The sequence below is a fragment of the Mesorhizobium sp. WSM4828 genome (genome assembly GCF_055811175.1).
The window spans coordinates 26,369-38,637 of the sequence record NZ_JBVVQK010000014.1; the positions used below are offsets into that span (position 1 = coordinate 26,369).

Below are 12,269 nucleotides of genomic sequence, written 5' to 3' on the forward strand. Positions count from 1 at the left end.
CTGGTGTCGACCGTCCGCTGGTCGGCGCCATTGGCGCCTTAACCGTCTCGGCAGCTACGCGACGAAGCGGACCACGCCGCCATCCACCCGCAAAGCCGCGCCGGTTGTCGCCGAAGCCTGCTCCGAGCATGCGTAGATGATCATGTTGGCCACCTCATCGGTGGTCGCGAAGCGTTGGATGAGGGTGGTCGGACGCATCGCCTTCAAGAAGCCCTGTTCGGCCTCCTGCTGCGTGATTCCGTTTGCGTCAGCCTGCTTCGCCATGAAGTCGCCCAGGATCTCAGAGCGGGTAGGTCCCGGCAGGACGGCGTTGATTGTGACACCCGTGCCCGCGACCGCCTCGGCGAGCCCGCGCGACACCGCGAGTTGAGCGGTCTTGGTCATGCCGTAGTCGAGCATTTCCTTGGGGATGTTGACTGCGGACTCGCTACTTACAAACACGACACGGCCCCAGCCCTTCGCCACCATCCGCGGCAGGTAATGACGGGTCACGCGCACGCCACTCATTACGTTTAACTGGAAGAGGCCAAGCCAGTCTTCGTCGGGGATCTTCGCGATGTCCTCGACGCCACTGTAGCTCCGGATGTGAGCCGTACCAACATTGTTCACAAGTATATCGGCGTCCGGCGCCTGCGCGATCAAGGCCTCGGCGCCCTCCGCTGTCGCAAGATCGGCGGCGATGCCCGAGATGTCGCTTCCGGGAAAGGCCTGCCGCATCTGCCGCACCGCCTCGTCGACCCGGGTATTCCCACGGCCGTTGACGACGACCGATGCACCGGCACGGGCCAACCCCTCCGCCGTCGCGCGGCCGATACCGGCGGTGGATCCGGTGACAATCGCCTTGCGGCCCCTGAGTTCAATATTCATATCATTTATCTCCAATGGTAGGTGGGTGATCATCCGCCGATCCAGGCTGGAAGCGCCCGTCGTCTGTTGAGTACCGACAATATTCGGACGAAGGCAGGCCCAGTACTGTTCGGTCGAAAGCGTTGCGGCCCAAGCAACGGGCCAAGCCTCAAGACACGCGCATCAAGTTGCCTTGCTTACCACTTCCGCCTCCGCAGCGCGGGCGAGGCTTTCGACCCATTCCTGGTGATAGCGGTAGAGTGCACCGGGATGCTTGCGCCCGAGTTCCTCAACGAACCAAGGGCCCTGCTGCGTTTCTTCGGTCAGCACATGGCAGCCATCGACCGTAGGGGTGATGACCCAGCCGTGGTATGCGCTCGAGCCGGTCTCGTCGCCATCGACGGTCGTCGCCCACGCGAGCCTGCGGAAGGGTTCCCACTCCGTCACGACCAGACTCATCGGAAAGCCAACCGTCACCCGGCTGTATCTGGTTTCAAGCGCCAGTTCCGGCTTGCCGGTCAGGATCTTGACCTGATTTTCGGCGGGAAAGTAGCTCGACCAATTCTCGGCATCGACCAGCAGCTTCCAGACCACGTCAGGCGGCGCCTTCACGTCAATGTCGTTGAGTGCGTAGATAGCCGACGTTTTCGGATCATATCGCTCGGGCCAAATCACGTGGTCATACATCGGTCACTGCTCCTTCTTGAACAAATCCTGGAAGATGAGCTGGCCCCAGGTGCGGCCGCGTGCGTGCACCAGCACGCCACCCTCGTTGAGCTTTCCCAGCTTGACGGGTGCGAACCCGAGTTGTTTGGCCAAGGCCGCCACGGGAGCGATCGCGTCCTCGTCGTCGCTCGACAGAAAGACGACCCGGTGGCCGCCCTCGACGATCGGATCGGCAGCCAGGGTGGCCGCAATCAGGTGATTGAACCCTTTCACGAACTTGGCGCCGGTGAACGCCTTCGCGACGAAAGCGGAGGACGGGAGACCGTCCAGCTCTTCAGGGACCGGAAAGAGGTTCATCGCGTCGATGACCGTCTTGCCTTCCCAGCTCGGCAGGGCTTTCGCAACCTCGCGGTGCTCCCCGAACGGGACCGCCAGGATGATCGTGTCGGCCTCGAGTGCATCCCGCAGCGACTTGGTGACGATCGTGGGTCCAATCGCCCGAGCCTGCGGCGCCAACGCCTCGGGCGGACGGCGGCTCGCGACGGTCACGTCGATGTTTTTACGGGCGAAGGCGTGGGCGAGGGCCTGGCCTATCTTACCGAATCCTACAATTGCGTAGCTCATAATCTTCTCCGATTTGTTTTTATATTGGTACGCGGCCTTCAAGGGCGCTGGGCTATCCGGTCCGCTGTGGCGACCGCGTAGAGGTCCTGCGGTGACGCGATTTCAGATGGCCGAGAAGCCGCCGTCGACAGACAACTCCACCCCATTCACGAAGCTCGAATCGCCTGAAGCAAGAAACACCGCGGCCGCCGCAATTTCCTCAGGACGCCCCATCTTTCCCCGCGGGATCAGGGATTCGAACATCTGCTTCGCTTCTTCAGTGAGAATTTGGTCCTGCATCGGTGTGGCGATCGGCCCCGGGTGCAGCACGTTCACCCGGATATTCCTGCCCTTGAGTTCGTTGAGCCAACCGCGTGCGAATGCGTGCAGCGCCGCCTTGCTCGCCGCATACACGCTGTAACCAGGAAAACCTTTGATCGAAGCAACTGACCCGGTCATGAAGATCGATCCGCCGTCGTTGAACAGCGGCAACGCCTTCTGAACCGTAAACAGCGTGCCGCGCGTATTCAGGCCGAAGGTCGCATCGAAATGCTGCTCGGTAATCTCGCCCAGTGGGACGGCTTCGCCCGTGCCGGCGCTCGCGTACAGGATGTCGATCCTGCCCTTTTCCTGCTTGACTGTATCGAACAGGCGGTCGAGGTCGTCTAGATTGGCCGCGTCGCCGCGCACGCCGGTCACGTTCCGGCCGATCAGCTTGACGGCCTCGTCCAGGACCTCCTGTCTCCGGCCCGTGATGAAAACATAGGCGCCTTCTTCAACGAACCGCCTGGCGCTCGCCAGCGCCATGCCGCTCGATCCACCCGTGATGACTGCAATCTTACCCTCAAGCTTTCCCATGACTTCTCCTTTAGTGTTGTCGGGACGGCATCTGCGTCCGAGAACCTCGAAATGGGTCCGCCGGCGTCAGTTGTTGAGTGAGCAAGCACGCACATCGGTGGTGCAAAATCGATCCGGCGGGACGCCAGCCGCGACGATCGATGTCCGCCGTTCTGGGACGCCGCGCCGTCGACATAGGCTATGATGACCGCCTGTGTTACCAACAACGAGATGCTGTTCGATGTGTTAGATACAGGCTTTGGAAGGCGCACCGCGCGGTGCCGGATTGCACCATGATCGACTGGGATGACGTTCGCTACTTTCTTGCCGTCGCGCGCGGAGGCTCGGTGCGGGCTGCCGCCGAGCGCCTCGGCGTGAATCACTCGACCGTGTTGCGACGCATCGCTCAGCTCGAGGAACGCCTCGGGGCGCAGATGTTCGAAAAGCGGCCTTCGGGCTACCGCCTGACGGCTGCGGGCGAGGAGGTCATCGAGCTCGCGAACCAGATGGAAGCGTCGTCGCACCAGCTGGAGACGCGCGTCTTCGGTCGCGACCAGAGCGTGCGCGGGCTTCTGCGGGTGACGCTGGCGCCGTCCCTCGCGACACACCTGCTCATGCCGGACTTCGCCGATTTCGCGCGTCTGCATCCGGACATCGAGATGGAAATTTTGTCGTCCGGCGAGCTGGCAAATCTGACCAACCGAGAGGCCGACGTCGCGATCCGCGTCGTCTACGACCGCAAAACCCTGCCGCTCAATCTTCACGGCCTGAAGGGGCCGGTACTGTTCGGCGGCGTCTACATGTCCCGCGATCGACTAGCCGCGTGGCGTGCGGGCGCGCCTGGTTCCATTCGGTGGATCGTTATAAGCATTCATGGCATTCCGGATTGGGCCAGCGACGGCGAGGTTCGCACCACGGGGGTTCCATTCAGGACCACGGACGGCGAGGCGCAGATCGCTGCTGTACGGCAGGGGCTCGGGATGACCACGCTGCCGTGCTTCGTTGGCGATGCCGACCCCCTACTGGTGAGGGTGCCGGGCACCGATCTGCACATGCATGGAACGCTCTGGCTTCTCACGCAGGGGGAGACACGCAAGACCAAGCGCGTGCGGCTCTTCACAGAGTTCGTATCCCGCAGGCTCGCCGCGTACGCGCCGCTCCTCGCGGGGCTGTCCATATCGCGCGGCTGACGCGCGGCAGGTCGCCGATGGCGCTGTCTCGACTACTCCGTGGTGCTAGCTTTTTTTCTGCGCCGGATAGTGTGCGACTGCGCGACGGCCATTTTCAACTCGGGTGTGATCTCCAACGGCGCATTCTCTGGCCCATGTGGGTTCTGTAGCCCCTGGACCTGGACGGTCGGAAATGGGAGTTCGATGCCCTGCTCCTTGAAGACTTGGCGGAGGCGTACATAGAACTTGCGTTTCATACCGAAGGCGCCTCCCGGTTTGGTTGTGGCCTTGACCCTCAACACGATGCCGTATTCGCCGAACTCCTGTACGCCCTGCATCTTGATCGGGTCGAGCACCCAGTGTTTGAACTCGGGATCTTCCGCCAGTTCGAGGCCGATCCGCTTGATCAGCTTGCGAGCGAAGTCGATATCGGTGTCATAACCAACGGTGATGTTGAATTTGTCGATAACCCAGTCACGGCTCTGGTTCTGGACTGCCCCGAGTTCACCGAAAGGTATCGTGAACAGCGGACCACGATGGTGGCGCAGCTTCACCGAGCGCAGCGAAAAGCTTTCCACGGTACCCTTGTAGTTGCCCGATGAAATGTATTCGCCAACGCGAAATGCATCGTCGAGCAGAAAAAACACGCCTGAAATGACGTCCTTGACGATGGTTTGTGCCCCAAAGCCCACGGCGACGCCGACGACGCCAGCGCCGGCGATCAACGGGCCGATCTGGATACCGAGCGAGGCGAGCATCATAAGCACCGCCATCACGATGATCGATGCGAGCAGAATGTTCTGGAGGATCGGCAAGAGCGTGTGCAGCCGCGCCTGCTGCGGATCGAGAATCGGGACGTCCTCGTCGCTGATCACAGGGTGCGGTGTTTCAATGCCCAGCTTTCGTTCGATCAAAGCTTTGATGATCGACCAGCCGAAATCGGCTGCGAGGGCAATGACCACGACATTGATCAAGCCGCGCAATATGAACGTCGTCGTCGTATCGCTGTCCCGCATGGATTGCATGTCCAGACCCCAGATACGTGCGAGAAGGTAAGCCGCCGCCAGGATGAAAATCATTCGGATTCCGCGATCGATGACAGCGATCGTCACCGCCGGGATCGTAGGCCGGCCGACATCTTCCGAACCTGGCCGCAGAACGAAATTAACCCCGCGCTGCGTCATCACGATTGCCAAAGGCAGGAAGAATGCGGCGAAGGTAAACCAGAAGTATGTATAAAGGCCGGCGATGCGCTGCAGGAACAGGACGACGAAATAAGCAGTCAAGAGCCATGTCGCTTCCGTGTGACCGATGTGGCGCGCACCGTCTCGCTGCGTTCTTGGCCGACGCCAAATGGCGAGCAGCAGGAGCAACAGCAGCACGAAATCGGCGCCCAGTGACAGGACCATCATTCCGTCCTGATCGATGCCGAGACCTGGCAAGAGGATAAACGCGGCGCCGAAGAAGGCGAAGACGCCGACGATCCGGGGTAGCCAATAGGACCAATGGTCAGCCGCTTCGTTGGTGATCGGCAAAGCACGAACCTCGACGGCGTTCTCGACGTTCATGAAGGAAGGGACGAGCACGGCCATGACGTACATGCGCACACCCCATGTAACGACCGCCGCCATCAGAAATGTCAGTACAATCTCGCGGATAAGCATTGGCCAGTCGAACAACATGAACGCGCCGGCGCTGCCCAGTGCGAAAGAGACGATCAGCATGCTGGAATAAAGCATGCGACCACCAATCTTCTTGGCTCGCCCGACGGGCGTATCCTTCGGTTGCGCGATAATCCAAAGACGAAATGGGCGGGTGAGCTTGTACGTTGCCCAGGTGAGTGCCAGGCCGGCAGCGATGAACATCGCAATCAGCACAAATACGGCGGCAGACCCCTTGCTGGACATATCCTCCATCGTCTCTGCCCGAACGCGCGCGAACTGGCCTGGCAGCAAGGGCAAAGTTCGCACGATTCTTTCGATATGATGCCTGATCCCATCGAGCGTCGAGGATGCCATCGTATTCATCTGGCCGGGTGCGACCACGGCGTCGGACGATGCGTTGGTCGGCGAAGCTCCTGCCTTGGCAGGCGCTCCCGTTGACCCGGCGTCCTGATTTCGCTGTTCGGCCACCCAGGCCTTCACTGACGGATCGTCGAGAAGCTCGAACAGCTGTTTGACCCTTTCAGGCGGGACGGTCGCCGGCGCCTGCGCCTGCGCCTGACCAGCCAACAAAAGGGCGATCCCAACGACGAGCGGTCTGGCAATCAGGGCAAACATCGCAGTCAGGTCTCCGAGACGCCGTGCCGGGCGCGCCAGGGCCCTGGCTCCCAATCGTCGAGTGATGCGTGGCATCGTGCTGTTAACCTTCCGGTCAGATCGGCGAGCAACGACATCGATGTCCGTTGTTGCCCTACCTTGAAGAAACCGATGTTGCGGTGCAAGACGTCATCGTTCCGAACCAGAGCGTTACGCCGGCTACTTCGCGGTGTCTACTTAGCCGCCGGGGGAGGGCATTCCGGCCTAGGCCCAGCCTCCAGCCGTCATATGAACTGGGCATCGGTCGCTCGGCGGTCGACCGCTTCCGCACCGTTGCGGGCATTCGAAACCATGATGTTGCTTGAGATGCAATGCGCTCCAGGGTCGGCACTGCCATGCGGCAAATCAGGCCGGGAGCCGCCACATTCGCACACGACCTGTACCACGCAATTCCGTTTCCGCGAGTGGATCGCAGGCAAAATTTGGTCCAAGCAGTTGATGAGTTGCATCCGAAATACGGATTTCATCGGGCTCCGCGGACGTTTGGATACGTGCGGCGAGATTAACGGTGTCGCCCCATAGGTCATAGGCAAACCGCCTTTTGCCTATAACGCCCGCCACGATTGGTCCTGAGTGAATTCCAATTCTGAGTCTTATCGGTTCTCCTGCGAAGCGTTCGAGCTTAACCGCCTTCCGCAGTTCAAGTGCATAGTGCGCAAGGGCTTCCGCATGATCGGACCGCGCGGCGGGCAGGCCAGCGACCACCATCACACAATCGCCGATTGTCTTGATCTTTTCGCAGCCGTATCGCTCCGAGAGCAGATCCGCCGCCTTGAAGAAGTAATTTAAAATAGCGAGCGTCGTCACGGCTCCGACGTTCCGCGCTCTTTCCGTAAAACCGACGATGTCGGCAAAAAGCACACTCACCTCTGCGTAGTTGTCTGCAATTTCTTCGTGCGCTTTTAGCCGTTCCGCGATAGACGCCGGAAGAATGTTGAGGAGCAGGGCTTCGGCGCGCTGGTATTCACGTGACAATCCCTCTTGGCTCGCCCTCAACGCCTCGTTCATCGATTGTAATTTCTCGTTGAGTTGACGCTCCCTCTCTTGCAGGAGCGTCATTTCATAAGCCTTCTGTTGAAGTCGCTGCCTATTGTCGCGTTCGGCAGTGGCGTCAAGAAAGAGCAGCCACACGCAGGCATTGTCAGCAAAAAGATGGAGGTCCGCGACACGCCCGCTGGGCAGTTCGACCATGGCCATATGATATGGAAGCTCCGGGCAGGGCAGCAAACCTTCCATGAATTCAAGCTGCTCGGCAACAGGCTTACCTATGCGAACTGATGAGAGTCCGTAATGTTTAACGTTACCGCCCTTCTCAGCTATGCAAAGCTGGGCGTCGATTTTCAGATATGCGACGGAGTGCTCGTTGTAGAAGAAATCGTAAATCCAGCTTCTGACTTCTCGTGGCAATTCGTGCATGGTCTATTTGCTAACCATCGAAGCAAGCTGACGAAACGCATCATCAACATGTTCACCCGAAAGCGCACTTGTTAGATAGATTTGCCATCCAAGTTGCCTCAGTTCGTCAATTTCACTATCCGATATTGCCCACCGGTCGGCCAGATCGGATTTGTTGAACAGCAATACAAACGGCATAGCGCCGAATTCAGCCTCGGCCCGCTCGCGCAACGTGAGCGCCACTTCAAGAGTAGCGGCGCGGGTTCCATCGACGACAAGCACGAGCCCGCTCGCACCTCGCACATAGCTGACGCGGAATGAGCCGATATCGTCTTCGCCGGCCAAATCCCACAAAATCAGATCCACGATTTTGTCCGGGAATGCGACACTCTTCTTGTCGATTTTCACTCCCACCGTGGTCAAGTAGGTTTCTGAAAAGATGCTTTGCACAAACCTGCGAACGAGACTCGTCTTTCCGACAGCGAACCCGCCCAACATGCAGATCTTCTTTTGCAATTTCCTGGGCTCCGCCCTAGTGGAAGTTTACCGTAACCGAAACTCTGCGGTTGGCGGAGTTCCCCGTTCGGCTATTTTCAATCTCCGCTGGCTCAAAGGTGCCCGCGCCGCGAACCAAGAGCAACTCCGGATCGACGCCGCGCTTCTTGAGAAGCGCACGAACTGTTTCCGCGCGCGCGGCGCTGATCGACAATTTGGCCGTTTCACGGCCCGTCTCGTCCGAATGGCCGGTCAACATGAACTGTGCTGTTACGCCTGCGTTGCGGGCGTCCTTGGCCAATTGCTTCAACTGGTTCGCCAAATTGTCGAGAACCGGCAGTTGCTCTGGTCCCGGTACAGCCTTGCCAGAATCGAAGAAAATGTTGACCGCTTGAATAGCCTCCCTCAAATGAGTGAGTTGCGGAGGGGTCAACTCACGCAGCTCGGAGAGTTCTAGAGAGAGTCCGTCCGCGGACAGCTCTTGGGCGGCGACCCGCGCCCGATCTATCCAGGCGGCAGGAGCCTCACCCTGGGCAACGATGCGATCCTTGATGATCGAAAGCCGTACTGAATCCGGCGGAGTCAGCGACGCCATCAGCCGCTTCACCACGAACTTCGGGTCAAGGCTTTGATAGAATTGCCACTGCGAATGAACGCGAGCAGGATCGACCCCTGTTCCGGACAGCAGAGCCTTCGGGTCGGCGGCCTGCGGGTCTCTCAGGCCGGAAATATAGAAATGTCCGCCCCGCGCCGTTTGTTGGGCGACAATGATTCCGGCTTGGGCCTCCAGTCGCGACACATAAGTCTGCCAGTGCTCCGCCGCGCGTGCTTCGGGGCTCACATCACGCACCTTGGAGATGTCGAATTCCGGTCCGCCTGCCGAAAGCTGCCGGGCCGCTGCGCGCGCCCGATCTATCCAGGTATCGGGAGCCTCACCCTCGGCAACGATGCGATCCTCGACGATCGAAAGCCGAACCGATTTCGGCGGGGTCAGCGACGCTATCAGCCGCTTCAGGACGAACTTCGGATCAAGGCTCTGATAGAATTGCCACTGCGAATGAACGCGAGCGGGATCGACCTGCGTTCCGGCCAACAGCGACTGCGGGTCGGCGGCAAGCGGGTCTCTCAGGCCGGCAATATAGAAATGTCCGCCCCTCGCGGTTTGTTGGGCGACGATGATGCCCGGTTGGGCTTCCAGTCGCGACACATAAGTCTGCCAGTGCTCCGCCGCGCGTGCTTCGGGGCTCACATCACGAACCTTGGAGACGTCGAATTCCGGTCCGCCTGCCGAAAGTTGTCGGGCCGCTGCGCGCGCCCGATCTATCCAGGTATCGGGAGCCTCACCCTCGGCAACGATGCGATCATTGACGATCGAAAGTCGTACTGAATCCGGCGGAGCCAGCGACGCCGCTAACCGCTTCAACACGAACTTCGGATCGAGGCTCTGATAGAATTGCCACTGCGAATGAACGCGGGCGGGATCGACCTGCGTTCCGGACAGCAGAGCCTGCGGGTCGGCGGCAAGCGGGTCTCTCAGGCCGGAAATATAGAAATATCCGCCCCTCGCCGTTTGTTCGGCAACGATGATGCCCGGCTGGGCCTCCAGTCGCGACACATACGCCTGCCACCGCTGCCCGGCTTGCCAGGAAAGAAAGAACCAACCGCCTGCGGGAATCAAAACCAGCAGGACTGCAGCCAAGACCAGCCACGGAAATCCCTGGTTTGATTCCTCCTGCTTCAGTTCAACGCAGGTCTGCAACTCCGTCTCTACGCCGGCCAACTGCGAACTGTCGCCGTCAAACTGCTCTAGAGCCTGTGAGTATTCATCATGGATGCGAAGCAATATATCGCGAATTATTTCATGTAATTCCTCCGGCGGATTTCCCCGGATCACCGCAACCAAGGTCGCAAACGGTCCAACTTCCGACCAGAGACGAAGCTCCCCGAAGCGGATCGTGTCCAGGCCGCTCTGTTCTTTCTCGTTAAATGAGTCCCTTACAAAATCTTGAATTGCACTAAGCATAGAAGAAATGAGTTGAGGGTCTTCGCTAGTTGCATTATCAGCAGTTACGTGCGCTATCAAAAGCCCGGAATTGCGATTGATGAGAAAGACATGTTCCACACGATAGACAAGAGAATGCTTAAGAACAACTTCTGAGAAACTTGCCCCTGTTCTCCAAGCTTCAAGTCTCCACTTGAGCCCATGCCAGGTAAATATATGTCTTAAAGTTTCATTCAGCGACTGAAAGGTTTGGTCGATCTTTTCGCCGATCGACTTGCGAATAGCCGGCAGAAACACCGGATACAATATGTCCGTAAGCGTACGCGGGCTCTTCTGGATGGACCGTTGCACGGCCCTCTCGACAGCTGGCGCAAGGGCCTCTCCGAGTTGCGCGTGAGGCGCACGTGCGGCTGCACTGGGGAGGACGCCCCCCACTGCGGCCGCAAGCTGCTCTGGTTCGTCGAGCAGGTGCGTAACTCGTGAAAGCTCCGAAATTTCGCGGCCGACCAGCAACTGGCGCAGCGTTTCCATGCGAGGGTCGGCGGTTGGGATTCCGTCGAGACGCGCACGATAGTCCGGATCAACATTCCGGGCAATTTCGATCAAAAGGCGAGCCAGAGCCTCGCGATCAATCTCTGTATCGTTCGAAGCTCCTCTTTGAGGAAGGCTGATTGGGTCGACGGTCGACGTCAAGTTCCGATCAACTCACTTTCCACGTACGCTCCGAGTTGTTCTTGCTGCCGACGGGATCCTGATTTAGACATTTTGCAACCTCGACAAACAGGCCAGCCAAAAGATTTCGGTCGGTCTTGACGTTGCCGAGATCAGAAAACATTTTCTCCATCAGCATCTGAATGCTTTCATTCTTTTGCTTGATTTCCTCGCGCAGCAAATGATCGTTTCGATTTATCCGGTCCGCAACTTCCCGCTCAAGCTCGCTCAACTGATCCGACAACGCGCGCACCTGCTTTTCGAGCGCCTGATTTTGCTCGCGAAGATTCCGATCAATCTCCTTGTCGGCGTCGGCTCGCGCGTCTTTTTCGTTCCGCAATTGCGCCGCAAGCGAGTCGACCTGCTTCTTTGCATTTGACTCGTACATTTCAAGATTGCGCTTGGCCTCGGATTCGACATCCTTGAAGCGCTGCAAGACCCGTTCTTCAAGCTTGGAAAAGCGGCGGTCATAGTCCTGCATCTGGTTGCCGAACAGCAGATCACGTATCTTGTCGACACCTACAGCGTCGCCGGGGGCCCCGCTCTCGCGAGCCTGGCCCGCCATGAAGGTCAGCCCGCTTCCTTCTGCATTACTTATCAGATTTGCGTCCGCTTTATTTGCCGTAGAAGCGGTACTCGAAGATTCCTTGGCCATCCCATGCCCCTCCCTTTGAACATTGTCGCACGCTAATTTAGCAACTGGTAAACTTGCCAGCAAAACTGCCGACCCGCAAGCCGGAATCTTCTCGGCTTAAGTCGGTTCGTACGTCCCCATTCGGGTAGATTCGACATGCGGCTCGATCCAGATCAGCTCGCGTCTTCGCCCGCGACCATCTCTTTGCAGATGAAATGCGCGAAAGGAATGCCCGGCGCATCGGCCTCCGCTCTAAGCCGTCGGGCATGCGCGCTTGCCATTCGGCCTGTCTTCAAGTCTTTTTGCCCGCCTCTAATTCGCCCTTATCTTGACAGGGCAATGCTGCCAGCCGATGCCGTCATCCGGTTTTGACATTTGCCGACTCTTGCCGAAGAAGACGAAAGCTCGATGATCCAGGACAATGCTACCGCAAGGCGGTGTGGTACCGATGTTCAATGCCGAGCAAACCGTCGGCGCAACGCTTGCCGGCATCCGCCGGCAGACCTGCCAGATACTGGATATAGTGGTGATGGACGATGGGTCGACGGACTGATCGGCGTCGATTGTGACGGCCTCCGCCCGAGAAAGATCAA

11 protein-coding genes are annotated in these 12,269 nt (G+C 59.0%); 2 read left to right on the forward strand and 9 right to left on the reverse strand.

Features of this window, described 5'->3' with window-relative positions:
• Positions 1 to 54: 54 nt before the first annotated feature.
• The 4 genes from AC0L2X_RS17490 to AC0L2X_RS17505 all read right to left on the reverse strand — a co-directional run bounded on the left by AC0L2X_RS17490 (position 55) and on the right by AC0L2X_RS17505 (position 2,973).
• On the reverse strand, positions 55 to 867 hold the full coding sequence (locus AC0L2X_RS17490) for an SDR family NAD(P)-dependent oxidoreductase (RefSeq protein WP_473600064.1): 813 nt from the start codon (positions 865 to 867) through the stop codon (positions 55 to 57).
• A 162-nt stretch (positions 868 to 1,029) separates the two neighbouring features.
• Complete coding sequence (locus tag AC0L2X_RS17495; protein ID WP_473600065.1) at positions 1,030 to 1,533, reverse strand: SRPBCC domain-containing protein; 504 nt, start codon at positions 1,531 to 1,533, stop codon at positions 1,030 to 1,032.
• Between the two features lie 3 nt (positions 1,534 to 1,536).
• Positions 1,537 to 2,136, reverse strand: coding sequence for an NADPH-dependent F420 reductase (locus tag AC0L2X_RS17500; protein WP_473600066.1), 600 nt, complete (start codon positions 2,134 to 2,136; stop codon positions 1,537 to 1,539).
• Between the two features lie 102 nt (positions 2,137 to 2,238).
• Positions 2,239 to 2,973 (reverse strand): SDR family NAD(P)-dependent oxidoreductase, encoded by a 735-nt coding sequence (locus AC0L2X_RS17505; RefSeq protein WP_473600067.1) that lies wholly within the window; start codon positions 2,971 to 2,973, stop codon positions 2,239 to 2,241.
• 272 nt (positions 2,974 to 3,245) lie between these two features.
• Here AC0L2X_RS17505 and AC0L2X_RS17510 point away from each other — a divergent pair, with 272 nt between their 5' ends.
• Positions 3,246 to 4,142 (forward strand): LysR family transcriptional regulator, encoded by an 897-nt coding sequence (locus tag AC0L2X_RS17510; protein ID WP_473553821.1) that lies wholly within the window; start codon positions 3,246 to 3,248, stop codon positions 4,140 to 4,142.
• Positions 4,143 to 4,174: 32 nt separating this feature from the next.
• Here AC0L2X_RS17510 and AC0L2X_RS17515 read toward each other — a convergent pair whose 3' ends face one another.
• The 5 genes from AC0L2X_RS17515 to AC0L2X_RS17535 all read right to left on the reverse strand — a co-directional run bounded on the left by AC0L2X_RS17515 (position 4,175) and on the right by AC0L2X_RS17535 (position 11,697).
• Positions 4,175 to 6,400 (reverse strand): mechanosensitive ion channel family protein, encoded by a 2,226-nt coding sequence (locus AC0L2X_RS17515; protein WP_473600068.1) that lies wholly within the window; start codon positions 6,398 to 6,400, stop codon positions 4,175 to 4,177.
• 384 nt (positions 6,401 to 6,784) lie between these two features.
• Positions 6,785 to 7,855 (reverse strand): adenylate/guanylate cyclase domain-containing protein, encoded by a 1,071-nt coding sequence (locus tag AC0L2X_RS17520; protein WP_473553825.1) that lies wholly within the window; start codon positions 7,853 to 7,855, stop codon positions 6,785 to 6,787.
• 3 nt (positions 7,856 to 7,858) lie between these two features.
• Positions 7,859 to 8,350: a Rab family GTPase gene (locus tag AC0L2X_RS17525; RefSeq protein WP_352491706.1), complete on the reverse strand. Its 492-nt coding sequence runs from the start codon at positions 8,348 to 8,350 to the stop codon at positions 7,859 to 7,861.
• Positions 8,351 to 8,366: 16 nt separating this feature from the next.
• Positions 8,367 to 11,024, reverse strand: coding sequence for an OmpA family protein (locus AC0L2X_RS17530; protein ID WP_473600069.1), 2,658 nt, complete (start codon positions 11,022 to 11,024; stop codon positions 8,367 to 8,369).
• Positions 11,025 to 11,031: 7 nt separating this feature from the next.
• Entirely contained in the window at positions 11,032 to 11,697 is a 666-nt protein-coding gene (locus tag AC0L2X_RS17535; RefSeq protein WP_352491708.1) for a DUF3450 domain-containing protein, read from the reverse strand.
• A gap of 400 nt (positions 11,698 to 12,097) precedes the next feature.
• On the opposite strand from AC0L2X_RS17535, the gene AC0L2X_RS17540 reads away from it, so the two are divergent.
• Complete coding sequence (locus tag AC0L2X_RS17540) at positions 12,098 to 12,229, forward strand: glycosyltransferase (protein WP_292654299.1); 132 nt, start codon at positions 12,098 to 12,100, stop codon at positions 12,227 to 12,229.
• Positions 12,230 to 12,269: the final 40 nt, after the last annotated feature.

Coding starts and splice junctions, on each gene's coding strand:
- AC0L2X_RS17505 (WP_473600067.1), bottom strand. CDS start 2,973: ATGGGAAAGCTTGAGGGTAAGATTGCAGTCATCACGGGTGGATCGAGC.
- AC0L2X_RS17500 (WP_473600066.1), bottom strand. CDS start 2,136: ATGAGCTACGCAATTGTAGGATTCGGTAAGATAGGCCAGGCCCTCGCC.
- AC0L2X_RS17490 (WP_473600064.1), bottom strand. CDS start 867: ATGAATATTGAACTCAGGGGCCGCAAGGCGATTGTCACCGGATCCACC.
- AC0L2X_RS17520 (WP_473553825.1), bottom strand. CDS start 7,855: ATGCACGAATTGCCACGAGAAGTCAGAAGCTGGATTTACGATTTCTTC.
- AC0L2X_RS17540 (WP_292654299.1), top strand. CDS start 12,098: ATGCTACCGCAAGGCGGTGTGGTACCGATGTTCAATGCCGAGCAAACC.
- AC0L2X_RS17495 (WP_473600065.1), bottom strand. CDS start 1,533: ATGTATGACCACGTGATTTGGCCCGAGCGATATGATCCGAAAACGTCG.
- AC0L2X_RS17510 (WP_473553821.1), top strand. CDS start 3,246: ATGATCGACTGGGATGACGTTCGCTACTTTCTTGCCGTCGCGCGCGGA.
- AC0L2X_RS17515 (WP_473600068.1), bottom strand. CDS start 6,400: ATGTTTGCCCTGATTGCCAGACCGCTCGTCGTTGGGATCGCCCTTTTG.
- AC0L2X_RS17535 (WP_352491708.1), bottom strand. CDS start 11,697: ATGGCCAAGGAATCTTCGAGTACCGCTTCTACGGCAAATAAAGCGGAC.